The organism is Burkholderia sp. MSHR3999, assembly GCF_000833595.1.
GTDB lineage: Bacteria > Pseudomonadota > Gammaproteobacteria > Burkholderiales > Burkholderiaceae > Burkholderia > Burkholderia ubonensis.
In genome coordinates this window covers 237,671-261,377 of record NZ_JRFO01000001.1, presented here as the reverse complement: position 1 = coordinate 261,377, position 23,707 = coordinate 237,671, and the positions used below count along the sequence as shown (strand labels likewise).

Here is a 23,707-nt window from a genome sequence, read left to right as displayed (position 1 = left end):
ACGCACGCTTCTCAACCCGCGTCGACGACGCAAACGAAAAAGCGGCCCTTGGGCCGCTTTTTCATCGCCTCACGGGGCTCACCCGCTCAGGCGAACGCCGTCTGCGCATCGAACCCGAAGCCGCTCGGCGCGGACTGCGGATCGTCGAACGTCACGATCTCGTATGCGTCCTCGTTAGCGAGCAGTTCGCGCAGCAGCGCGTTGTTGAGCCCGTGCCCCGACTTGTACGCGGTATAGGACGCCAGCAGCGGATGGCCGATCACGTACAGGTCGCCGATCGCGTCGAGCATCTTGTGCTTCACGAACTCGTCGTCGTAGCGCAGCCCGTCGTTGTTCAGGATGCGGTACTCGTCGAGCACGATCGCGTTATCCATGCTGCCGCCGCGTGCCAGGCCCAACTCGCGCATCATCTCGACCTCGTGCGCAAAGCCGAACGTGCGGGCGCGAGCGATCTCGCGCACATACGACGTGTTCGCAAAATCAACTTCGAGCTCCTGGCCGGTCTTGTCGACGGCCGGATGACGGAAGTCGATCGTGAACTTCAGCTTGAAGCCAAAATAGGGGTCGAGACGCGCGAACTTGTCACCATCGCGAATTTCCACCGGCTTCGTAACCTTGATGAATCGCTTCGGCGCGTTCTGCTCTTCAATACCGGCCGACTGGATCAGGAACACGAACGACGATGCGCTGCCGTCCATGATCGGGATTTCCTCGGCGGTCACGTCGACGTACAGGTTGTCGATGCCAAGGCCCGCGCACGCGGACATCAGGTGCTCGACAGTCGACACGCGCGCACCATCCTTTTGCAGGACCGACGCGAGCCGCGTATCGCCGATCGACATCGCCGAGGCCGGGATATCGACGGGCGTCGGCAGGTCGACGCGCGAAAACACGATGCCCGTGCCCGGCGCGGCGGGACGGAGCGTCAGTTCGACCTTGCGGCCGGAGTGGAGACCAATGCCCACGGTCTTCACGATCGATTTGATGGTGCGCTGCTTCAGCATGGTGTTCTTCGTCTTGATTGAAGATTTCAATCAGGCGTTATATTCGATAGACGGCATTATAGCGTAATTCCCTATTCAGCGTCGTTTGAAACTGCGTATCAATCTGTTTCCGCTGTTTACCCTTGCCGATACGGGACGGGCCGATGCCCGGAACGGAGGCGTTCCCGGTCATCGGCCCGTGTTACAACCGCCCTGCGGCCGATACGCAACGTTGCCCGCAAGCAACGGCGCATCGCGCGATCAGGGCTTCAACGTCGCCAGCACACTCGCCGCATCGCTCACTTCGAACTTGCCCGGCGCTTCGACGGCCAGCGTCTTGACCACACCGTCGTCGACCACCATCGCGTAGCGCAGGGAACGAATCCCCATGCCGCGCGCGGACAAATCCTGCGTCAGCCCCAGTGCATGAGTGAAAGCCGCGCTGCCGTCCGCCATCATGCGCACCTTGCCCGCGGTGTGCAGATCACGTCCCCAAGCGCCCATCACGAATGCGTCGTTGACGGACACGCACCAGATCTCGTCGATGCCCGCCGCGTGCAACTGCTCGGCGTGCTCGACGTAGCCCGGCACATGCTGCGCCGAACAGGTCGGCGTGAAAGCGCCCGGCAATCCGAAGATCACCACCCGCTTGCCCGCCGTCTGCTCGCGCACGCTGCGGGCGTTCGGCCCCAGCGTACAACCCGCCTGCGCGTCGTCGATGAACTCGAACAGTTGCGCGTCGGGCAGCGCGTCGCCCACTTGAATCATGCCTGGTCCCTCATAGCGATACGGTTTCTCGCGTGATACGGACAGCACGGCCCATCCCGCCTCGCCGAAGCGAAGAGGGCACGTCTCCCGGCCCGGCGTCGCATTCGACGCGGCCTGTCGCGGTCCGTAGCATCCGTCACGCCGGCTTCACCGCGGCGACACCGCCGCGGCTTCGCCCGTGTGCCTCAGTCAGCCTGCTTGCGCAGGAATGCCGGGATGTCGTACGTGTCGACCCCCTTCTCCTGCAGCGCCTGCACGTGCGATGCCGCGGTTTCGCGCGAATTGCGCCACACGGCCGGCGTGTCGAGCGCGCCGTAGTCGGCCGTGCTGACGTGATGCGCCGGTGCGTAGCTGTTGTGCGACACCGCGTTGACCGGCTGGTTGTCCGTGCCGGTGCGCAAGAGCGTCATCGGCGCCGACTGCTGCTTCTTCGCCGCGCGGCCGAGGCCCGTCGCGACGACCGTCACGCGCAGCGCGTCGCCCATCGCGTCGTCGTACACCGCACCGAAGATCACCGTCGCGTCTTCCGCCGCGTAGCTCTTGATCGTGTTCATCACTTCGCGCGTTTCCGACAGGCGCAGCGAACGGCTCGACGTGATGTTGACCAGCACGCCGCGCGCGCCCGACAGGTCGACGCCTTCCAGCAGCGGGCTCGCCACGGCCTGTTCCGCCGCGAGGCGCGCGCGATCGACGCCGGCGACCGTCGCCGTGCCCATCATCGCCTTGCCCTGCTCGCCCATCACCGTCTTCACGTCTTCGAAGTCGACGTTGACCAGGCCATCGACGTTGATGATTTCCGCGATGCCCGCGACCGCGTTGTTCAACACGTCGTCCGCGCACTGGAAGCACTTGTCCATTTCCGCGTCGTCGCCCATCACGTCGAACAGCTTGTCGTTCAGCACGACGATCAGCGAGTCGACATGATCCTCCAGCTGCTGCGAGCCGGCTTCCGCGACGCGCATCCGCTTGCCGCCTTCGAACTCGAACGGCTTGCTGACGACGCCGACCGTCAGGATGCCCATCTCCTTTGCGATCTGCGCGACGACCGGCGCCGCGCCCGTGCCGGTGCCGCCGCCCATGCCGGCGGTGATGAACACCATGTGCGCGCCGCGCAGCCCGTCGGCGATGCGCTCACGCGCCTCTTCGGCTGCCGCACGGCCCATTTCCGGCTTCGCGCCGGCGCCGAGGCCGGTGTTGCCGAGCTGGATCACGGACGGCGCGCGCGAACGCGACAGCGCCTGCGCGTCGGTGTTCATCACGATGAAGTCGACGCCCTGCACACCGCGGTTGATCATGTGCTGCACGGCATTGCCGCCAGCGCCACCAACGCCCACCACCTTGATGATGGTGCCGTTGGTTTCGGTTTCCAGCATTTCAAATTCCATTGTTGCCTCCGTCAAGAAAGTTACTGCTACTCGGCCGTTATTCGGCAGGAGATCGGGCAACCCCCTGTCGCGCGCCGGCCGCCGGCACCGGCGCGAATTTCGATTCGTCAGAAGTTGCTCAGGAACCATTCCTTCATCCGCGAGAAGATCTGCCCCGCGTTGCCGGACTGCACCGCGACCTTGCGGCCGCGCATGCGCTGAGCGCTGCCTTCCACCAGGAGGCCCATCGCCGTCGAATAGCGCGGATTGCGCACGACGTCGGCCAGGCCGCCCGCGTATTCCGGCGCGCCGATGCGCACCGGTTTCAGGAAAATGTCTTCGCCGAGCTCGACCATCCCCGGCATCATCGCCGCGCCGCCGGTAATGACCACGCCGGAGCTCAGGAGTTCTTCGTAACCCGACTCGCGCACGACCTGCTGCACGAGCGAGAACAACTCCTCGACGCGCGGCTCGATCACCGCCGCGAGCGCCTGGCGCGACAGCGTGCGCGGGCCGCGTTCGCCGAGGCCCGGCACTTCGACCATCTCGTCCGGATCGGCGAGCGCCTGCTTCGCGATCCCGTAGCTGACCTTGATGTCTTCCGCGTCCGGCGTCGGCGTGCGCAGCGCCATCGCGATGTCGCTCGTGATCTGGTCGCCGGCGATCGGAATCACCGCGGTGTGGCGGATCGCGCCTTCGGCGAAGATCGCGATGTCGGTCGTGCCGCCGCCGACGTCGACGAGCACCACGCCGAGGTCCTTCTCGTCCTCGGTCAGCACCGCGAGCGACGACGCGAGCGGCTGCAGGATCAGGTCGTTCACTTCCAGCCCGCAGCGGCGCACGCACTTGACGATGTTCTGCGCGGCGCTCACCGCGCCCGTCACGATGTGCACCTTCACCTCGAGGCGGATGCCGCTCATGCCGATCGGCTCGCGCACGTCTTCCTGGCCGTCGATGATGAATTCCTGCGTGAGGATGTGCAGCACCTGCTGGTCGGTCGGGATGTTGATCGCCTTCGCGGTCTCGATCACGCGCGCGACGTCCGTCTGCGTGACTTCCTTGTCCTTGATCGCGACCATCCCGCTCGAATTGAAGCTGCGGATGTGGCTGCCGGCGATCCCGGTGAACACGTTGGTGATCTTGCAGTCGGCCATCAGCTCGGCTTCCTCGAGCGCGCGCTGGATCGACTGCACGGTGGCCTCGATGTTCACCACCACGCCCTTCTTCAGACCTTTCGATTCGCTCTGGCCGAGACCGATCACCTCGTAGTGGCCTTCGCCCTTCAGCTCGGCGACGACGGCCACCACCTTCGACGTGCCGATGTCGAGGGAAACCAGCAGATCCTTGTAGTCTTTGCTCATAGAGTGCTCTTGCGTGTGATCTCTCGTTACTTCTTGCGCTTGTCGGTATCGGTCAGGAACCGCATGCCCGCCGCGCGAATCGCGAATCCGTTCGGATAGCGCAGGTCCGCGTACTCGATGTCGTTGCCCCAGCGTTGCGTGACGGCCGGCCACGCGGCGACGAGGCGCTGGCTCCGGTCATGCAGGGTGTCGCCGTTGCGCTCCTTGCCCAGCTCGACCTGCATCCCGTTCGACAACTTCACCGTCCATGCGTAGCGCGCCGACAGCGTGACCTCTTCCGGCGTCGCGTTGAGCGGCGCGAACCACTTCGCGAAGTCGTGATACCGCACGACGACTTCCTTCGCGCTGCCTTCCGGCCCATCGAACGCGGGCAGCGCCTCGTCGAGCTCGCCCTGGTTCGCGGTGAACAGCTCGCCGTCGACGCTCACCAGCTGGTCGCTGCCCCAGGTCCCGAGCGGCTTGTACTCCTCGAGCGTGACAGCCAGCGCATTCGGCCACACCCGGCGCACGCTCGCGCGGCGCACCCACGGCATCTGCTCGAACGCGACCCGCGCCGTATCGAGATCGACGGTGAAGAAGTTGCCCTTCAGCCGCCCGACCACGCCCGCGCGCACGATCGGCGCGTTGATGTGGTCGGTGTCGCCGTCGATCTGGATCGCGCGCAGCGCGAACGCCGGACGCTGGATCAGCCAGTAGCAGCCGGCCGCCGCCAACACGAGCAGCAGCAGCGCGTACAGCGCGCTGGCGGCAAGGTTGAGTTGGCGAACGTTGTTCCACATGACGTCTTTCCGTTCCTGCTTCAGTCGTTGAGCGTGAGCGACAGCACCTTCACCACCAGCTCCGAATAGCTGATGCCGACCGCGCGCGCCGCCTTCGGCGGCAGCGAGTGATCGGTCATGCCCGGCGCGGTGTTCACCTCCAGGAAGTACGCGTCGCCGTTGGCGTCGAGCATGAAGTCCGCGCGGCCCCAGTCGGTGCAGCCCAGCACGTCGAACGCCCGGCGCGCGATGCGCTTCAGCTCCGCTTCCTTGTCGGCGGCGAGGCCGCACGGAATCAGGTATTGCGTGTCGTCGGCGATGTACTTCGCGTGATAGTCGTAGAACTCGCCGGCCGGCACGATCTTGATCACGGGCAGGTCGAGATCGCCGGCGATGCACGCGGTGTATTCGCCGCCGCCCTCGATGCTCTTCTCGACGATCACGATCGGGTCGTGCTTCGCGGCTTCGGCGAGCGCAGCCGGCAGCGCGTCGGCCGTCTTCACCTTCAGCACCGCGACGCTCGAGCCTTCGCTCGCCGGCTTCACGAACAGCGGCAGGCCGAGCTTCGCGACGATCTCCGGCGCGCGCGCGGCGAGGTCGTCGCCGCGCAGCACCGTCTCGAACGGCGGCGTCGGCACGCCCGTCTGCTGCCACACGAGCTTCGTGCGGAACTTGTCGAGGCCGAGCGCCGAGCCGAGCACGCCGCTGCCCGTGTAGCGGATGCCGTAGAAATCGAGCGCGCCCTGGATCTGGCCGTTCTCGCCGTAGCCGCCGTGCAGCGCGTTGAACGCGCGCACGAACCCTTCGTCCTTCAGCGCCGCCAGCGGACGCTCGGCCGGGTCGAACGGATGCGCGTCGATGCCCGCGTCGCGCAGGCCCTGCAGCACGAGCCGGCCCGAGTTGAGCGACACTTCGCGCTCGGCGGACACGCCGCCGAGCAACACCGCCACCTTGCCGAAACGTTTCGGATCAATCCCGCTCATGTCATGCCTTCTGTTGAGTATGTTGCGCGACCTTCGCCGGCACGCCGCCGATCGAGCCCGCACCCATCGTGATCACCACGTCGCCGTTCTGCGCGACCTTCGTCAATGCGTCCGGCAAGTCGTCGATTGACGCGACGAATACCGGTTCAACCTTCCCCGCCGCGCGCAGCGCGCGCGACAGCGCGTCGCCGTTGGCGGTCGTGATCGCCGCCTCGCCGGCCGCGTAGACTTCCGTCAGCACCAGCGCATCGACCGTCGACAGCACGTTGACGAAATCGTCGAAGCAGTCGCGCGTGCGCGTATAGCGGTGCGGCTGGAACGCCAGCACGAGGCGGCGGCCGGGGAACGCGCCGCGCGCGGCCGCGATCGTCGCCGCCATTTCGACCGGGTGATGGCCGTAGTCGTCGATCAGCGTGTAGCTGCCGCCGTTCGCTGCCGGCACTTCGCCGTAACGCTGGAAGCGCCGGCCGACGCCGTTGAATTCCGCGAGCGCCTGCTGGATCGCATCGTCCGACACGCCGAGATCCGTCGCGATCGCGATCGCCGCGAGTGCGTTCTGCACGTTGTGCAGGCCCGGCAGGTTCAGCACGACCGGCAGCGGCTCGCGCCCTTCGCGGATCACCGTGAAGTGCATCCGGCCATCGCGCGCGTCGATGTCTTCCGCGCGCACCTGCGCGTCCGGCGACAGCCCGTAGCGCACCACCGGCTTCGAGATGAACGGGATGATCTGGCGCACGTTCGGGTCGTCGACGCACACGACCGCGCTGCCGTAGAACGGCAGCCGCTGCGTGAATTCGATGAACGCCTGCTTGAGCCGCGCGAAATCGTGGCCGTAGGTATCCATGTGGTCGGCATCGATGTTCGTGATGACTTCGATCACCGGATACAGGTTCAGGAACGACGCGTCCGACTCGTCGGCCTCGGCGACGATGAAGTCGCCCGTGCCGAGCCGCGCGTTCGCGCCGGCGCTGATCAGCCGCCCGCCGATCACGAAGGTCGGATCGAGGCCGCCCGCCGCGAGCACGCTCGCGACGAGGCTCGTCGTCGTGGTCTTGCCGTGCGTGCCCGCGATCGCGATGCCCTGCTTCAGGCGCATCAGCTCGGCGAGCATCACCGCGCGCTGCACGATCGGCACGCGCTTCGCGCGCGCGGCCAGCACTTCCGGGTTGTCCGAGCGCACGGCCGTCGACACGACGACCGCGTTCGCGCCCTCGATGTTCGCCGCGTCGTGGCCGATCGCGATCCGCGCGCCGAGCGCCTCGAGGCGGTCGGTCACCGCGTTGCGCGACAGGTCCGAGCCGCTGACCTGGTAGCCGAGATTGACGAGCACTTCCGCGATGCCGCTCATGCCGGCGCCGCCGATCCCGACGAAATGAATGTGTTTGACGATGTGTTTCATTGCAGTGTTTCCAGGTTCGCGCCGGCCACCGTCGCGCAGACCCGCGCGACCTCATCGGTGGCATCCGGCTTCGCCAGCGAGCGCGAACGCTCCGCCATGTCCGCGAGCGACGCCCGCGACTGGCCGCGCAGCCAGTCGGCGAGCAGGTCGGCCGACAGGTCGCGTTGTTGCACCAGCACCGCTGCTCCCGCCTCGGCGAGGAACGCGGCATTGGTCGTCTGGTGATCGTCGACGGCATACGGGAACGGCACGAACAGCGCCGCCACCCCGACCGCCGCGATCTCCGATACCGTCATCGCGCCCGACCGGCAGATCACGAGATCGGCGGCCGCGTACGCGGCCGCCATGTCGTCGATGAACGGCACGAGCTGCACGTCGCTGCCGCACACGAGGCCGGCAGCCTCGTAGTTCGCCTTCAGCACGTCGATGTGCTTCGCACCCGCCTGATGCACGATGCGCGGCCGCTCGCCCGGCGCCAGCATCGCCAGCGCACGCGGCACCACTTCGTTCAGCGCGGCGGCGCCGAGGCTGCCGCCGACGACCAGCACGTTCAGCGGGCCGCTGCGCGCCGCATAGCGTGCTTTGGGCGGTTCCGTGCGCGCAAGTTCCGCGCGAATCGGGTTGCCGGTCCATTCGGCGTGCGGCAGCGCGTCCGGGAACGCGACGAGCACGCGTTTCGCGAGCTTCGCGAGCACCTTGTTCGCGAGGCCGGCGATCGAATTCTGTTCGTGCAGCACGAGCGGACGGCCGGACAGCGCCGTCATCACGCCCGCCGGGAACGTGATGTAGCCGCCCATCCCGAGCACGACGTCGGGCTTGACCCGGCGCAGCGCGCCGAGGCTCTGCCAGCACGCACGCAGCAGGTTGAACGGCAGCGACAGCTTGGTCTTCAGGCCCTTGCCGCGCACGCCGCCGAAACGCACGTATTCCATCGGGATGCCGTGCTTCGGCACGAGCGTCGCCTCCATCCCGGCCGGATTGCCGAGCCACACGACGCGCCAGCCTGCCGCTTCCATCCGGTGCGCGACCGCGAGCCCCGGGAACACGTGGCCCCCGGTGCCGCCTGCCATCACCATCAGCGTGCGATGCGTCGCGGTCATACCTTCCCTCCCCGCATCAGCAAGAATGAACGAACATTTTGGCTACGGCCGCTTCGCTTAACTTCGCACGCTTCGCGCACGAAGTTAGCCTTCGCCGAAATCGCGTACTGACGCGGGGAGGTCATACCTTCCCTCCCCGCATCAGCACGCGATTTTCATAATCGACGCGCAGCAGCACCGCGAGCGCGACGCAGTTGAGCAGGATGCCCGAGCCGCCGTAGCTCACGAGCGGCAGCGTCAGGCCCTTGGTCGGCAGCAGGCCGAGGTTCACGCCCATGTTGATGAACGCCTGCGCGCCGAACCAGATGCCGATGCCCTTCGCGGTCAGCCCCGCGAACGTGCGGTCGAGCGCGAGCGCCTGGCGGCCGATCTCGAACGCGCGGCGCACGATCCAGTAGAACAGCAGGATCACGACCATCACGCCGACGAAGCCAAGCTCCTCGCCGATCACCGCGAGGATGAAGTCGGTATGCGCTTCGGGCAGGTAGTTCAGCTTCTCGACGCTGCCGCCGAGGCCGACGCCGAACCATTCGCCGCGGCCGAACGCGATCAGCGAGTGCGTGAGCTGGTACGCCTTGCCCTGCGCGTAGCGCTCGTCCCACGGATCGAGATACGCGAAGATCCGCTCGCGCCGCCACGGCGACAGCCACACGAGCATCGTGAAGGTGCCGACCGCCGTCGCGACGAGGCCGCCGAACAGCTTGCCGTTCACGCCGCCGAGGAACAGCACGCCCATCGCGATCGCGGCGATCACCATGAATGCGCCCATGTCCGGCTCGAGCAGCAGCAGCGCGCCGACGAGGCCGACCGCGCAGGCCATCGGCAGGAAGCCCTTCGCGAAGCTCTGCATGTATTCCTGCTTGCGCACCGTGTAGTTCGCCGCGTAGATCGTCACCGCGAGCTTCATGACTTCCGACGGCTGCATGTTCGTGATGCCGAGCGGAATCCAGCGGCGCGCGCCGTTCACGCCCTTGCCGACGTGCGGGATCAGCACGATCACGAGGCTGACCAGCGCGATCAGGAAGAGATGCGGCGCGTACTTGTCCCACGTCGACACCGGCACGCGAAACGCGATCACCGCCGCGATGAACGCGACGACGAGCGACACGCAGTGGCGCAGCAGGAACGCGTAATCGTGATACGACGCGTATTTCGGCGAATCCGGCATCGCGATCGACGCCGAATACACCATCACGACGCCGAGCCCGAGCAGCGCGACCGCGATCCACAGCAGTGAGTAGTCGAAGTCGAGCATCCGCGAACGGCCCGGCCGCACGCCGTTGACGACGCTCGCGAGGCCGCCGGTCGCGGCCCGCGTGGCCGATGCGACGCGGCCGCCGGCCGCATTGCCGCCGCCGTCGCGTCGATCGTTGAAACGGGAGACGAGGCGATCGGACCAGCTCATGGCGTCGCTCCTTGATCGAGGGCGAGATCCTCCACCGCGCGGCGGAACACGTCCGCGCGATGGGCGTAGCTCTTGAACATGTCGAAGCTCGCGCATGCGGGCGACAGCAGCACCGCGTCGCCCGGCTCGGCGAGCTCGCTCGCCGCGCGCACCGCCGCCTCGAGCGTCGCGTGATCGACGAGCGGCACGCCCGTGTCGGCGAGCGCGTCGCGGATCGCCGGCGCGTCGCGGCCGATCAGCAGCACCGCGCGGCACCAGCGCGCGACCGGCGCCGCGAGCGGCGAGAAATCCTGGCCCTTGCCGTCGCCGCCGGCGATCAGCACGATCCGCTGTGCGAGCCCGTCGAGCGCGGCCACCGTCGCGCCGACGTTCGTGCCCTTGCTGTCGTCGACGTAATCGACTTCGTCGAGCGTCGCGATCAGCTCGACGCGATGCGCCTCGCCGCGGTATTCGCGCAGCCCGTGCAGCAGCAGCGCGGCCGGCAGGTCGATCGCGCGCGCGAGCGCGAACGCGGCAAGCGCGTTCGCCGCGTTGTGCAGGCCGCGGATGCGCAGCGCGTCGGCCGGCATCAGGCGCTTCTGCGCGATGTCCGGCGTATGGACGGCGTCGCGCCTGCGGCGGCGGCCCGTCGCCGGCTCGTCGGTCGCGTCTCGGCCTGGCGCGGCCCGGTCAATTGCCTCGACGAGCCACGCGATCCCGTTGTCGCGCAACAGCCCGTAATCGCCCTCGTGCACCGGCTCGTTCAGACCGAACGTGATCGTGCGTGGCGCATCGGCCGCGCCTGCGGCCGGCGCGAACTTCATCACGGCCGCATCGTCGCGGTTCAGCACGCGCGTCGTCGTCGCGCCGAAGATCCGGCCCTTTGCGGCTGCATATGCGTCGAAGCTGCCGTGCCAGTCGAGGTGGTCCTGCGTGATGTTGAGGATCGCGGCCGCGTCCGGCGCGAACGTGCGCGCGGTCTCGAGCTGGAAGCTCGACAGCTCCAGCACCCAGACGTCCGGCAGCGCGGTGGCATCGATCGCGCTGGCGAGCCGGTCGAGCATCGCCGGGCTGATGTTGCCCGCGACGCCGACCTTCTTGCCCGCCCGTTCGCACAACAGGCCGGTCAGGCTCGTCGTCGTGGTCTTGCCGTTGGTGCCCGTGATCGCCAGCACCTTCGGCTGATAGCCGCTCGCGCCGAGCGCGCGCAGCGCCTGCGCGAAGAATTCCAGTTCGCCCCACACCGCGACGCCGCGCTCGTTCGCCGCCGCGAGCAGCGCGGCGAGCGCCGGCTCGAGCGGCGACAGGCCGGGGCTCAGCCCGACGATCTCGATGCCGCCGTCGAGCAGCGCCGGCGAAAACGGCCCGCCGACGAATTCCGCGTCGATGCCTTCTGCCTGCAGCGCGGCAAGGTTCGGCGGCGCCTCGCGGGTATCGGCAATGCGCAGCCGGCACCCGTGCCTCGCGCACCATCGCGCGATCGCGAGACCCGATTCGCCGAGCCCCAGCACGAGCACCATCGGCCGCTGCCGATCTCCAAACATCTCGCCAGACATCCTTGTTACCTTTCCTTTACCGCAACTTGAGGGTGGACAGACCGAACAGGCACAGCATCAGCGTGATGATCCAGAAACGCACCACCACCTGCGTTTCCTTCCAGCCGGACAATTCGAAATGGTGATGCAGCGGCGCCATCTTGAGCAGGCGCCGCCCTTCGCCGTAGCGCTTTTTCGTGTACTTGAACCACGAAACCTGCAGCATCACCGACAGCGTTTCCGCGACGAAGATGCCGCCCATGATGAACAGCACGATTTCCTGGCGCACGATCACCGCGACCGTGCCGAGCGCGCCGCCGAGCGCCAGCGCGCCGACGTCGCCCATGAACACCTGCGCGGGATGCGTGTTGTACCAGAGGAACGCGAGCCCCGCCCCGCCCATCGCGGAACAGAAGATCAGCAGTTCGCCCGCGCCCGGGATGTGCGGGAACAGCAGGTATTTCGAATAGACCGCGCTGCCCATCACGTACGCGAACACGCCGAGCGATGCGCCGACCAGCACGACCGGCATGATCACGAGGCCGTCGAGGCCGTCGGTCAGGTTCACCGCGTTGCTCGCGCCGACGATCACGAAATAGGTCAGCACGATGAAGCCCCATACGCCGAGCGGGTAGCTGATCGACTTCAGGAACGGCAGCATCAGGTCGGCGCGCGCCGGCAGCCCCATCGACAGGCCGCTCCTCACCCACGCCATGAACAGGTCGAACACGCGCACGTTGTTCGCCTCGGACACGCTGAATGCCAGGTAGACGGCCGCGAACAGGCCGATCACCGATTGCCAGAAGTACTTCTCGCGCGACGACATCCCGCGCGGGTCCTTGTGGACGACCTTGCGGTAGTCGTCGACCCAGCCGATCACGCCGAAACCGAACGTGACGAGCATCACGATCCAGATGAAACGGTTCGTCAGGTCGCCCCACAGCAGCGTCGCGACCGCGATGCCGATCAGGATCAGCACGCCGCCCATCGTCGGCGTGCCGGACTTGACGAGGTGCGTCTGCGGGCCGTCCTTGCGCACGGCCTGCCCCACCTTCATTTCGGTCAGCTTGCGGATCACCCACGGTCCGCACACGAGCCCGATCCCGAGCGCGGTGATGGTGGCCATCACCGCACGGAACGTCAGGTACGTGAACAAGCGCAAAAAGCTTGCGTCGCCCTGCAGCCATTGCGCCAGCGCCAGCAGCATGCTTCCTTCCTTCTACTCAAGGTGCGGCGGGCGCCGTGCCCGCCGCGGGTTGGTTCGTCAGCGCGTCGACCACGCGCTCCATCTTCATGTACCGCGAGCCCTTCACGAGCACCGTCGCCCGTGCGCCGTAGCCCGCCGCCAGCAGCGCGTCGACCAGCGCGCCGACGTCGCCGAAGTGGCGGGCCGTGTCGCCGTAGGATGCGCAGGCGTCGCGCGATGCGTCGCCGAGCGCGAACAGCGCGTCGATGCCGCGCTCGCGCGCGTACGCGCCGACCTCGCGATGGAACGCAGGGCCTTCGTCGCCGACTTCGCCCATGTCGCCAATCACCAGCACGCGCGGCGCCGGCTGCGCCGCGAGCACGTCGATCGCCGCGCGCATCGAATCGGGGTTCGCGTTGTACGTGTCGTCGACGACCGTCGCGCCCGCCAGGCTGCCGGCGCTTGCCTGCCGGACCTGCAGGCGGCCCTTGACCGGCTCGAACGCCTCGAGGCCCTGGCGGATCGCCGTCAGCGCGACGCCCGCCGCCAGCGCGGCAGCCGTCGCCGCCAGCGCGTTGCGCGCGTTGTGTGCGCCGAGCGCACGCAGCCGCACCGTGATCGACCCGGCAGGCGTGTCGATCGCGAGTGCGCCGCCGTCGACGCGGCCCGTCACTTGCGCGTCGGTGTGCCGCTCGCCGTCGTCGAGCGCGAAGTCGACGATCCGGTTGCCGGTCGCCGCGACGCGCCAGATGCCCGCGTACGCGTCGTCGGCCGGGAACACCGCGACGCCGTCCGGCGCGAGCGCGTGGATCACGGCCGCATGTTCGAGCGCGACGGCTTCGACCGTCGCCATGAATTCCTGGTGCTCGCGCTGCGCGTTGTTGACGAGCGCGACCGTCGGCGCCGTGAGGCGCGCGAGGATCTCCGTCTCGCCCGGGTGGTTCATCCCGAGTTCGATCACCGCGAGCCGGTGCGCGGCGTTCAGGCGCAGCAGTGTCAACGGCAGGCCGACGTCATTATTGAGGTTGCCGGCCGTGGCGAGCCGCGCATCCGCGCCGACCGCGGCGGCAAAGATCGACGCGATCATTTCCTTGACCGTCGTCTTGCCGTTGCTGCCCGTCACTGCGACGACCGGCAACGGGAATCGTTTGCGCCAGCCGTGCGCAAGCGCGCCGAGCGCGGCCCGTGTTTCACCGCCCTCGATCGTCGGCATCGCGAGGCCCGCCGGCGTGTGCGACACGAGCGCAGCGGCCGCGCCGCGCGCCGCCACGTCGGCGAGGAAATCGTGCGCGTCGAAACGCTCCCCTTTCAGCGCGACGAACAGGTCGCCCGGGCCGACCGTGCGGCTGTCCGTCGACACCCGCTCGAACGTGACGCTCGCGTCGCCGTGGACGGTCGCGCCCTGAATCAGGCGAGCGGCTTCACCAAGGCTGAGCATCGTCATTCGCCGCCTCCCTTGCCGTGCGTCGCGCGCGCCGCGAGCGCGAGCCGCGCGTGGTCCTGGTCGGAGAACGCGCGCTTCTTGCCCATGATCTCCTGCGTCGCCTCGTGCCCCTTGCCGGCCAGCACGACGACGTCCTCGCGCGCCGCGCCGCGCACCGCCTGCAGGATCGCGCTCGCGCGGTCCTCGATCCGGCGCGCGTTGTCCGGCACGGCCATCCCGGCGACGATCTGGTCGATGATGCGCTGCGGGTCCTCGCTGCGCGGGTTGTCGCTCGTCACGACGACCTCGTCGGCCAGCCGCTCGGCGATCGCGCCCATCAGCGGACGCTTGGTCGCGTCGCGGTCGCCGCCGCAGCCGAACATGCAGACGAGCGCGCCGCCGCGCGCAACGGCGATCGGGCGCAGTGCGTCGAGCGTCTTCTCGAGCGCGTCGGGCGTGTGCGCATAGTCGATCACGACGAGCGGCTCGTCGTTCTGCAGCCGGCCGCCGAGGCGCTGCATCCGGCCGTTGACCGGCTCGAGCCGCGCGATTTCGGCGAGCGCCGCGTCGAACGGCACGTCGGCCGCGAGCAGCGTGCCGAGCACCGCCAGCAGGTTGCTGACGTTGAACGTGCCGAGCGTGCCGACCTCGACGTCCGCATCGCCCCACGACGAACGCAGGCGGAATGCGGTGCCGGTCGCGGTCGCGCGCACGTCATGCGCGCTCAGCTCGCGATCCGCGCCCGCCGCCGGCGCGTCGCCGATCCCGTATGCGATCGTGCGCACTTGGCCGGACAGGCTCGCGAGCAGACGGCTGCCGGCCGCGTCGTCGCGATTGACGACCGCGGCGCGCAGGCCGCGCCATGCGAACAGCTTCGCCTTCGCCGCTTCGTACGCGTCGAACGTGCGGTGATAGTCGAGGTGATCCTGCGTGAGGTTCGTAAACACGGCGATGTCGAACGCGGTGCCGTTCACGCGCCCCTGATGCAGCGCGTGCGACGACACCTCCATCGCCACCGCCTTCGCGCCCGCGTCGCGCAACTGCGCGAGGCTGCGCTGCAGTTGCGGCGCGTCGGGCGTCGTGAAGCCGGTCGGCACCAGATGGCCCGGCATCCCGCTGCCGAGCGTGCCGATCAACGCGCACGGCCGATTCAGCGCCGTCAGCGCGGCGGCGATCCACTGCGTGCACGACGTCTTGCCGTTCGTGCCGGTCACGCCGACCGCGAACAGGCTGTCGCTCGGATCGCCGTACCAGCCGCTGGCGATGTCGCCGGCGAGTTCGTTCAGCGCCGGCACGGCGAGCGCGACCGGCGCGGCCGGTGCGGCGGCAAGGCCGTCCGGCTGATACAGGACGGCGGCGGCGCCGCGCGCGACCGCGTCGGCAATGAAGGCGCGGTTGTCGGCCCCGTCGACCGCATACGCGAGAAACACGTCGCCTGCTTCGAGGCTGCGCGTATCCGCATGCAGTTGCGCGGCGGGGGCCACATGCTGACGCAGCCACGCGAGCGCGGCTGCGATCTGCTGGTGCGCCGGATGGGAACTGCGAGCGGCGCTCATCGAATGACTCCAGGAGAATTGCGTGTCGTGCTGGACACGATCATATGCTTCGCGCCCGCACCCGCGGCCAGCTTTTGCGGCCCGGTCGCGGGGGGCGTATCGTCAGACACGACGAGCTGCTTGACCGGCATGTTCGGCGGCACGTTCAGCGCGCGCAGCGTGTCGCCTGCGATCGCCGAGAACACCGGCCCGGACACCTGCCCGCCGAAGTGGCTGCCCGCCGTCGGCTCGTCGACCGACACCGCGACGACGATGCGCGGGTTCGGCATCGGCGCCATCCCGACGAACGACGCGCGGTACTTGCGGGTATAGCCGTGCCCTTCGTGCTTGTACGCGGTACCGCTCTTGCCGCCGACGCGGTAGCCCGGCACGGCGGCGTCCGGCGACGTGCCGCCGGGCGCCACGACCGTCTCGAGCATCGCCCGCACCTGGCGCGCGGTGGACGGGGCGAAAATCTGCGGCCCCGCGACCGGCTGTGCGCTGTTGGTCTTGAAGATCGTCACCGGCATCAGCTCGCCGTCGTGCGCGATCGCCGTATACGCACGCCCGAGCTGGAACAGCGACGCGGACAGGCCATAGCCGTAAGACATCGTCGCCTGCTCGATCCTGCGCCAGTTCTTCCACTGCCGCAGGCGGCCGGCCGCCGCGCCCGGGAAGCCGACCTTCGGCGCCTGGCCGAGGCCGATGCTCGTATACATATTCCACATTTCCTCGGGCTTCATCGTCATCGCGATCTTCGTCGCGCCAATGTTGCTCGATTTCTGGATCACGCCGCCGACCGTCAGCGTGCCGAAGCCCGCGTCGTCGGTGATCGGCGCGCCGTCCAGCACGAAGTGGCCATTGCCGGTCTCGACGAGCGTGTTCGGCGTCACGCGATGCAGGTCGAGCGCGAGCGACACCGTAAACGGCTTCATGATCGAGCCCGGCTCGAACACGTCGGTCAGGATCCGGTTGCGCAGCTGCTCGCCCGTCAGGTGCGAACGGTCGTTCGGGTTGTACGTCGGATAGTTGACGAGCGCGAGCACCTCGCCGGTGCGCACGTCGATGACCATCGCCGCGCCCGCCTTCGCCTTGAACTTGTCGACCGCTGCCTTCAGGTTCGCATACGCGATGTACTGGATCTTGCTGTCGATCGACAGGTCGACGTCCGTCCCGTTGTGCGGCGGCAGCTGCTCGGCAACGTCCTCGACGATGTGTCCAAGCCGGTCCTTGATCACCCGGCGCACGCCCGAGGTGCCGGACAGCAGCTTCTGGTCGCCGAGCTCGACGCCTTCCTGGCCCTCGTCCTCGACGTTCGTGAAGCCGATCAGGTGCGCGGTGATCTCGCCTTCCGGATAGAAGCGCTTGTATTCGTTGCGCTGGTACACGCCGGGGATGTCGAGCGCCGCGACCTTGTCGGCGAGGTCGATCGGCACCTGGCGCTTCACGTATACGAAACCCTTGTCCTCCGACAGCTTCGCGCGCAGCTCCTTCTGCGTCATGCCGAGCAGCTTGCCGAGCTGGTCGAGCTTGTCCGCGCCGAGATCGTCCGGCACCGCGTCGGGAATCGCCCAGATCGCGCGCACGGGCAGGCTCGTCGCGAGCACGAGCCCGTTGCGATCGAGAATCTTGCCGCGCGTCGCCGGCAGCTCGATCGTGCGCTGGTAGCGGCTTTCGCCCTGCTTCTGATAGAACGCGTTGCCAGGCCCCTGGATCCAGAACGCGCGCGCGGCGAGCGCGACGAACGCCATGAACAGCAGGAACACGACGAGCTTCGAGCGCCACATCGGCAGGTGCACGGACAGCACGGGGCTCGACGCGAACTTCACGTTCTGGCGCTTCTGCGACGGCTTCATCGCGCACCTCCCCTGGCCTTGCCCGCCGCCGCATCGGCCGATGCGGGGATCGGCGCGTCGATCGCCTTCGCGGCGCCCGGCGCCAGCGTCAGGTATTGGGTGCGGCCGGTCATGATCGGCTGCATCTTCAACGAATCGTTCGCGAGCTGCTCGATGCGGGAGGTCTTCGACAGCGCGCTCTGCTGATACTGAAGCTGCGCATAGTCCTGCTGGAGCTGGTGCTCCTGCGACTGCGCGCGCTGCAGCTGAATGAAGATCTGGCGCTGCTGGTTCGTCGAATTGACGACCGACAGCGCGCAGCCCATCACGATGATCAGCAGGAAGATGTTGAAGCGGCTCATGGCGCGACGCGCTCCGCAATGCGCATCACCGCCGAGCGCGCGCGCGGGTTCGCGGCCACTTCGGCGTCGCTCGGGAATTTGCGGCCGATGATCTTCAACGGGGGGCTCGGGAGGTCGACGGCGCGGATCGGCAGGCGGCGATCGACCGCAGGCGCACTCGCGTGCGCCTGCATGAATCGCTTGACGATCCGGTCCTCGAGTGAATGAAAGCTGATGACCACCAGCCGCCCCCCTTGCTCCAGCAACGACAATGCCGCGTCTAGTACGACTTGCAGGTCCGCAAGCTCTTGATTGACGTGAATCCGTATAGCCTGAAAGGTGCGGGTTGCCGGGTCCTTGCCCTTCTCACGTGTCTTGACGACGTGACCCACGATTTGGGCAAGCTCGCCCGTGCTGTCGAGAGGCCCGAGACGGTCGGACTCTGCCCGGCGAGCAACAAGCGCCTTTGCAATCTGAAAAGCAAACCGTTCTTCCCCATAATCTCGTATCACCTCCGTCAGTTCCTGCAGCGACGCCCGCGCGAGCCATTCGGCCGCCGACTCGCCGCGCGTCGGATCCATGCGCATGTCCAGCGGGCCATCCGCGCGGAAGCTGAAGCCCCGCTGCGGATCGTCCACCTGCGGCGAGGACACGCCCAGGTCCAGCAACACACCCGACACCTTCCCGATGCCGCGCGCCGCAAGCGCGCCCTGCATCGACGCAAAGCTGTCGTGCACGATCGAGAAGCGCGCATCCTCGATGCCCTGCGCCGTCTCGATCGCACGCGGATCCTTGTCGAACGCGATCAGTCGCCCGGCGGCCCCGAGCCGCGCGAGCACCGCGCGGCTGTGGCCGCCCCGCCCGAACGTGCCGTCGACATAGATGCCGTCCGGCCGCGTCACGAGCGCGTCGACCGCCTCGTCCAACAACACCGTCCGATGCTGCAATTCGTTTCCCATCGCGGGCGTCTCCGTCACCGCAATCAGAACGTGAAATTCTTCAGCGCGTCGGGCATGCCCTGCGCCATCGCCGCCTGCTCCTTTGCGATGTAGGTCTGCGAATCCCACAGCTCGAAGTGACTACCCATTCCCAACAACATGACTTCCTTTTCCAGCCCGGCCGCCATGCGCAGCTCGGGCGATACGAGAATCCGGCCCGCGCTGTCGAGATCGACATCCATCGCATTGCCGAGAAAAATCCGCCGCCACCAGTGCGCATCCATCGGCAGCGCAGCGATCTTGGCGCGGAACACCTCCCATTCGGGGCGCGGAAACAGCAACAGGCAGCCGTCCGGGTGCTTGGTCACAGTCACCCGTCCTTCTGCCTGTCCTTGCAGCGCTTCGCGATAGCGAGCCGGCACCGACATCCGCCCTTTCGCATCGAGCGTCAGCGCCGACGCCCCTTGGAACACTTTCCGCTCTCCCGTTCAGGGCACCGAAGCACCCGCTCAATGCTCAGAATTTAGCCGCAATAGCCCGCCAAATCACACAAAAATACACTTTCTCACACTGTCTCCCACTTTAGAGGAAGGGTGTGGCACGGTCAAGGGAGCGGCCCGGTTTTTTGACGAATTTTGTTAGTTAGAACAAGGACTTACGCGCACAAGCTCATGCGCCCCCTTACCCCAAAAACCGTTATAAATGAATGAGCTAGTGCAACTTGTGAAGGTGATACGTGAACAAGGCCGGCCAGATGGGCGTGCGAACGGGGCTTTCGGGGGCGGGAAAACGCGGAAAAAGCGGGCGGTATCGGAAGGCTCGATCGGGGGACGGCAGACCGCTCCGCCCCCGTGGATTTCGTCACAGGTAGTACGCAGTGCTCGTCATGACTTTCGATGCGGCGCGCATCAGCATCCGCGCCGGCAGCGGCAGCTCGATGCCGCCCGCGTCGGTCGCGGCCTTGCCGTGCTTCACCTCGTCGATGCGCATCTGGTCGACGATCGCGCGTGACGCGGTGTCGCCCGCCGGCAGCGTCGACAGGTGACCTTCCAGATGGCTTTCGACCTGGCGCTCCGTCTCGGCCATGAAGCCGAGGCTCACCTTGTCGCCGAGCGCGCCGGCCGCGACGCCGATCGCCAGCGCGCCAGCGTACCACAGCGGATTCAGCACGCTCGGACGCGAGTCGAGCTCCTTGAGCCGGTGCGCGGTCCACGCCAGGTGGTCCTCCTCCTCGCGGGCAGCCTCCTCGAACATCGCCTTGGCCGCCGGCGTGCGCGCGGTCAGCTTCTGCGCCTGATACAGCGCCTGCGCGCAGATCTCGCCGACATGGTTCACGCGCATCAGTCCCGCGGCATGCGTGCGCTCGGCCGGCGTGAGCTCGACGGTCGGAGGCTCGGCCGGCGCCGGCACCGGGCGGCTCATCCGGTTCACGCCCGCCATCGAGCGCAGGCCGCGATCGAATTCGCTGATCAATTCATCCAACACCATCCTGTTCTCCTGGCTGCTAGTGCTTGCGTTTCCGCACCCGGCGAAAGCGCGTGTCCGCTGCGTAACCGACTTGATTCTTCAGCGGAAATTGCGGTTAACCCGTGATTTTAACCATTGTTGCATAAAGGAAACATGACGACCCCGGGCCGGGGCATCTTGCTTTGTTGCAAAAAGTCCTTTTGCTACATTACGTCGGACTTCGTGCGAAGTTGAAGCGGGGATCGTCTGCAGAACATAACTATTTGCCCCGCAACAATAAATTCTATGATTTCTGGAGATCCGTTCATGAAAAAGTCGCTTCTCGCGCTCGTCGCGCTGGGCGCGTTCGCTGGCGCCGCTCACGCGCAAAGCAGCGTGACGCTTTACGGCATCATCGATGAAGGCTTCATCTTCAACAACAACGCCAAGGGCAAGCACCTGTACGGCCTGTCGAGCGGCGTGCTGCAAGGCAGCCGCTGGGGCCTGCGCGGCACGGAGGACCTGGGCGGCGGCCTGAAGGCGGTCTTCGTGCTCGAAAACGGCTTTGACGTGAACACCGGCGGCCTCAAGCAGGGCGGCCTCGAATTCGGCCGTCAGGCATACGTCGGCCTGGGGAGCGGCTTCGGCACGGTCACGCTGGGCCGCCAGTACGACTCCGTCGTCGACTTCGTCGGCCCGCTCGAGGCGGGTGACCAGTGGGGCGGCTACATCGCCGCGCACCCGGGCGACCTCGACAACTTCAACAATGCGTACCGCGTGAACAACGCGATCAAGTACACGAGCCCGACCTACAACGGCTTCTCGTTCGGCGGCCTGTACAGCTTCGGCGGGCAAGCCGGCCAGTTCGCGAAGAACCAGGTCTGGTCGCTCGGCGCCGGCTACAACAACGGTCCGCTGGTCCTCGGCGTCGGCTACCTGAACGCGCGCACGCCGGCGAACTTCGGCGGCATGTTCAACAACGGTTCGACCGCATCGACGACGATCGCATCGACGCCGATCTATGGTCCGTACGCAGCGACCGCCAACACGTACCAGGTCATCGGTGCCGGCGGCGCCTACACGTTCGGCGCGGCGACGATCGGGGCAACGTACTCGAACACGAAGTTCAAGGGCTTTACTGCTGGCGGGTTCTCCGGAACTGCGACGTTCAACAACGGCGAAATCAACTTCAAGTATCAGTTGACCCCGGCACTGATCCTGGGCGCGGCCTACGACTATACGCAGGGCAGCAAGATCGGCGACGCGTCCGCCGCGAAATACCACCAGGGCTCGCTGGGCGTCGACTACTTCCTATCGAAGCGTACTGACGTCTACGTGATCGGCGTGTATCAGCATGCATCGGGCAAGACGCTTGATCCGAAGAATAATGAACCGGTCGATGCGACCGCAGCGATCAATGGCCTCGACCCGTCGACCAGCAAGAACCAGGTGGCGGCTCGCGTCGGCATCCGTCACAAGTTCTAATCAGCAGCTTGCCTGACAAGCCGCAGTTCATTGAAGGCGCCTTCGGGCGCCTTTTTCTTTTTTCTGCAGCGAACCGTGGCGATCGGAAACGCGTCGAGGCAGCCTGAAAAAAGAAAAACCCGGCCGAAGCCGGGCTCTGTGGTTCATTCGCCCCGTCAGGCGCGTCCGTCGCGCAATTCGCGCCGCAGGATCTTGCCGACGTTCGTCTTCGGCAATTCGGTCCGGAATTCGACGAGCTTCGGACGCTTGTATCCCGTGAGCCGCTCCTTGCAGTACGCGAGAATGTCCTTGTCCGTGAGCGCCGGGTCCTTCTTCACGACGAAGAGCTTCACCGCTTCCCCCGAATGCTCGTCCGGCACGCCGACCGCCGCCACCTCGAACACGCCCGGGTGCGACGCCACGACGTCCTCCACCTCGTTCGGATACACGTTGAAGCCGGAAACGAGGATCATGTCCTTCTTCCGGTCGACGATCTTCACGTAGCCGCGCGCATCCATCACGCCGACATCGCCGGTCTTGAAGAAGCCGTCCGGGAACATGACCTTGGCGGTTTCCTCCGGACGATTCCAGTAGCCGGCCATCACCTGCGGCCCGCGGATGCAGATTTCGCCGGGCTCGCCGAGCGGCACTTCATTGCCGGCGTCATCGCGAATCGACACCTCGGTCGACGGCAGCGGCAAGCCGATCGTTCCGCTGTACGCCGTGGCGGTCACCGGGTTGCAGGTTGCGACCGGCGATGTTTCGGACAGGCCGTAGCCCTCGACGATCGCCGTGTGCGTCTTCTCGTACCAGCGCTTCGCCACGCCTTCCTGGATCGCCATGCCGCCGCCGTTGGCGATCGCGAGCTTCGAGAAATCGAGCTGGTCGAAATCCGGGTGGTTCAGCAATGCGTTGTAGAGCGTGTTGACGGCCGGGATCGTCGAGATCTGGTAGCCCTTCAGCTCCTTGATCATGCCGCCGATATCGCGAGGATTCGGAATCAGAATTCCCATGCCGCCGGTGCGCATCGTCAGGAAACCGCAGACGGTCAGCGCGAACACGTGGTAGAGCGGCAGCGCGACCACGGTCACGAACTGCGTCACGTCCGGATACTTCTCGTGCGCGGGGTGGTGCCATGCCCCCGCCTGCAGCACGTTCGAGACGATGTTCCGGTGCAGCAGCGTCGCGCCCTTCGCAACGCCCGTCGTGCCGCCCGTGTACTGCAGGAACGCGACGTCGTTCGGGCCGAGCTTCTGCGGCTTGAAGGCCAGCCGCGCCCCCTCGGCCAGCGCCGCCTTGAATCGGGTGTAGGCCGGAAGCTGCCACGCCGGCACCATCTTCTTGACGTTGCGCACGACGTAGTTGACGAGCCATCCCTTGAGGCCCAGCAGATCGCCCATCGAAGCGACCACCACATGCTTGACCGACGTATTGGCGATCACGGCCTGCAGCGTCGTCGCGAAATTCTCGAGGATGACGATCGCTTCGGCGCCGCTGTCCTTGAGCTGGTGTTCGAGTTCGCGCGGCGTATAGAGCGGATTGACGTTGACGACGGTATAGCCGGCACGCAGCACCGCGACGATCGCCACCGGATACTGCAGGACGTTCGGCATCATCAGCGCGACGCGGGCGCCGCGCGCGAGCCCCCGCGACTGCAGCCACGCGCCGAACTGGCGCGACAGCGTGTCCAGTTCACCGTACGTGATCGCCTTGCCCATGCACACGAAGGCCGTCCGGTCACGGTACTGGCTGAAGCTCTCGGCGAGCAGGTCGGGGACGGACGGATACGGAGACGGATCAATTTCGGCCGGAACGCCGGACGGGTACGATTTCAGCCAAATCTTGTCCATACTGCGCGTCTCCTCACAGATTTTCGAATGGTCGTGCGAAAACGCATCCTAGCG

At 66.9% G+C, this 23,707-nt stretch carries 20 protein-coding genes; 1 reads left to right on the top strand and 19 read right to left on the bottom strand.

What is annotated here, in order from left to right:
- Positions 1-86 precede the first annotated feature (86 nt).
- From lpxC to coq7, 18 genes are all read right to left on the bottom strand, one after another.
- Entirely contained in the window at positions 87-1,004 is a 918-nt protein-coding gene (lpxC, locus tag KY49_RS01240) for a UDP-3-O-acyl-N-acetylglucosamine deacetylase (RefSeq protein ID WP_010091246.1), read from the bottom strand.
- Between the two features lie 240 nt (positions 1,005-1,244).
- Positions 1,245-1,751 (bottom strand): peroxiredoxin, encoded by a 507-nt coding sequence (locus KY49_RS01235; protein WP_010091244.1) that lies wholly within the window; start codon positions 1,749-1,751, stop codon positions 1,245-1,247.
- Positions 1,752-1,936: 185 nt separating this feature from the next.
- Entirely contained in the window at positions 1,937-3,136 is a 1,200-nt protein-coding gene (ftsZ, locus tag KY49_RS01230) for a cell division protein FtsZ (protein WP_010091243.1), read from the bottom strand.
- A gap of 107 nt (positions 3,137-3,243) precedes the next feature.
- Complete coding sequence (ftsA, locus tag KY49_RS01225; RefSeq protein WP_010091242.1) at positions 3,244-4,476, bottom strand: cell division protein FtsA; 1,233 nt, start codon at positions 4,474-4,476, stop codon at positions 3,244-3,246.
- Positions 4,477-4,502: 26 nt separating this feature from the next.
- Positions 4,503-5,255 carry a cell division protein FtsQ/DivIB gene (locus KY49_RS01220; protein WP_010091241.1) on the bottom strand — a complete coding sequence of 251 codons (753 nt, stop codon included), beginning with the start codon at positions 5,253-5,255 and terminating at the stop codon, positions 4,503-4,505.
- 20 nt (positions 5,256-5,275) lie between these two features.
- Positions 5,276-6,217 (bottom strand): D-alanine--D-alanine ligase, encoded by a 942-nt coding sequence (locus KY49_RS01215; protein ID WP_010091240.1) that lies wholly within the window; start codon positions 6,215-6,217, stop codon positions 5,276-5,278.
- Between the two features lies 1 nt (position 6,218).
- Positions 6,219-7,616, bottom strand: coding sequence for a UDP-N-acetylmuramate--L-alanine ligase (gene murC, locus KY49_RS01210; RefSeq protein WP_042583048.1), 1,398 nt, complete (start codon positions 7,614-7,616; stop codon positions 6,219-6,221).
- Positions 7,613-8,716 carry an undecaprenyldiphospho-muramoylpentapeptide beta-N-acetylglucosaminyltransferase gene (gene murG, locus KY49_RS01205; RefSeq protein ID WP_042583047.1) on the bottom strand — a complete coding sequence of 368 codons (1,104 nt, stop codon included), beginning with the start codon at positions 8,714-8,716 and terminating at the stop codon, positions 7,613-7,615. Before murG ends, murC begins: the two co-directional genes overlap by 4 nt.
- Before the next feature lie 121 nt (positions 8,717-8,837).
- Positions 8,838-10,121, bottom strand: coding sequence for a putative lipid II flippase FtsW (gene ftsW / locus KY49_RS01200; protein ID WP_042583046.1), 1,284 nt, complete (start codon positions 10,119-10,121; stop codon positions 8,838-8,840).
- A complete protein-coding gene (gene murD, locus KY49_RS01195) occupies positions 10,118-11,644 on the bottom strand; it encodes a UDP-N-acetylmuramoyl-L-alanine--D-glutamate ligase (protein WP_042583045.1) in 1,527 nt (508 codons plus the stop codon). The genes ftsW and murD overlap by 4 nt, the downstream gene beginning before the upstream one ends.
- Before the next feature lie 28 nt (positions 11,645-11,672).
- On the bottom strand, positions 11,673-12,842 hold the full coding sequence (gene mraY / locus KY49_RS01190; protein ID WP_042583044.1) for a phospho-N-acetylmuramoyl-pentapeptide-transferase: 1,170 nt from the start codon (positions 12,840-12,842) through the stop codon (positions 11,673-11,675).
- Between the two features lie 16 nt (positions 12,843-12,858).
- The gene (locus tag KY49_RS01185) at positions 12,859-14,265 is read right to left on the bottom strand and encodes a UDP-N-acetylmuramoyl-tripeptide--D-alanyl-D-alanine ligase (RefSeq protein WP_042583043.1); all 1,407 of its coding nucleotides are present in this window, start codon (positions 14,263-14,265) and stop codon (positions 12,859-12,861) included.
- Positions 14,262-15,800: a UDP-N-acetylmuramoyl-L-alanyl-D-glutamate--2,6-diaminopimelate ligase gene (locus KY49_RS01180; protein WP_042583042.1), complete on the bottom strand. Its 1,539-nt coding sequence runs from the start codon at positions 15,798-15,800 to the stop codon at positions 14,262-14,264. The genes KY49_RS01185 and KY49_RS01180 overlap by 4 nt, the downstream gene beginning before the upstream one ends.
- On the bottom strand, positions 15,797-17,635 hold the full coding sequence (locus KY49_RS01175; RefSeq protein WP_042583041.1) for a peptidoglycan D,D-transpeptidase FtsI family protein: 1,839 nt from the start codon (positions 17,633-17,635) through the stop codon (positions 15,797-15,799). Before KY49_RS01175 ends, KY49_RS01180 begins: the two co-directional genes overlap by 4 nt.
- A complete protein-coding gene (gene ftsL, locus KY49_RS01170) occupies positions 17,632-17,976 on the bottom strand; it encodes a cell division protein FtsL (RefSeq protein WP_010091229.1) in 345 nt (114 codons plus the stop codon). The genes KY49_RS01175 and ftsL overlap by 4 nt, the downstream gene beginning before the upstream one ends.
- Positions 17,973-18,914 (bottom strand): 16S rRNA (cytosine(1402)-N(4))-methyltransferase RsmH, encoded by a 942-nt coding sequence (gene rsmH, locus KY49_RS01165; protein WP_042583040.1) that lies wholly within the window; start codon positions 18,912-18,914, stop codon positions 17,973-17,975. Before rsmH ends, ftsL begins: the two co-directional genes overlap by 4 nt.
- Positions 18,915-18,937: 23 nt before the next feature.
- Entirely contained in the window at positions 18,938-19,366 is a 429-nt protein-coding gene (gene mraZ, locus KY49_RS01160) for a division/cell wall cluster transcriptional repressor MraZ (protein WP_006400450.1), read from the bottom strand.
- Between the two features lie 388 nt (positions 19,367-19,754).
- On the bottom strand, positions 19,755-20,381 hold the full coding sequence (gene coq7, locus KY49_RS01155) for a 2-polyprenyl-3-methyl-6-methoxy-1,4-benzoquinone monooxygenase (protein WP_010091227.1): 627 nt from the start codon (positions 20,379-20,381) through the stop codon (positions 19,755-19,757).
- Positions 20,382-20,666: 285 nt separating this feature from the next.
- Here coq7 and KY49_RS01150 point away from each other — a divergent pair, with 285 nt between their 5' ends.
- Complete coding sequence (locus tag KY49_RS01150) at positions 20,667-21,824, top strand: porin (protein WP_042583039.1); 1,158 nt, start codon at positions 20,667-20,669, stop codon at positions 21,822-21,824.
- A 155-nt stretch (positions 21,825-21,979) separates the two neighbouring features.
- Here the strand turns inward: KY49_RS01150 and KY49_RS01145 are convergent, their stop codons facing one another.
- On the bottom strand, positions 21,980-23,653 hold the full coding sequence (locus KY49_RS01145) for a long-chain fatty acid--CoA ligase (protein ID WP_042583038.1): 1,674 nt from the start codon (positions 23,651-23,653) through the stop codon (positions 21,980-21,982).
- Positions 23,654-23,707 lie beyond the last annotated feature (54 nt).